The organism is Paraburkholderia sp. SIMBA_053 (genome assembly GCF_046534895.1).
Taxonomy (GTDB): domain Bacteria; phylum Pseudomonadota; class Gammaproteobacteria; order Burkholderiales; family Burkholderiaceae; genus Paraburkholderia; species Paraburkholderia caledonica.
In genome coordinates this window covers 1-254 of sequence record NZ_JAWRXU010001184.1, presented here as the reverse complement: position 1 = coordinate 254, position 254 = coordinate 1, and the positions used below count along the sequence as shown (strand labels likewise).

The 254-nt window shown below is 69.7% G+C and carries 1 protein-coding gene; it reads left to right on the top strand.

From position 1 onward, the window contains the following. The coding region (locus tag SB753_RS39380; RefSeq protein WP_410805463.1) for a hypothetical protein at positions 1–254 on the top strand (254 nt) is incomplete at both ends.

The window sequence follows — 254 nt, the reverse complement described above, 5'->3', positions numbered from 1 at the left end:
AGTCCGCGCTCCCCGAGGCGCTGCAGGTCGAGGTCGAACCCATCAGGGACGGCCTCACCGGCGGATGGCTGATCCACGCCGAGGTACCACTGGGCTACGTCGTCACGGGCGATGCGCTGCAGTCGGTACTGGTCGCCGCCTGGAACGCCTCGGAGCCGAAGCCGGCGTTCGTCGCGTTCAACCCGTGGTCGACGTTCGAGGGCAAAGAGGGTGCGATCGAGGCCCAGCGGGCGGCCGACGAGCTCGGCATCGAC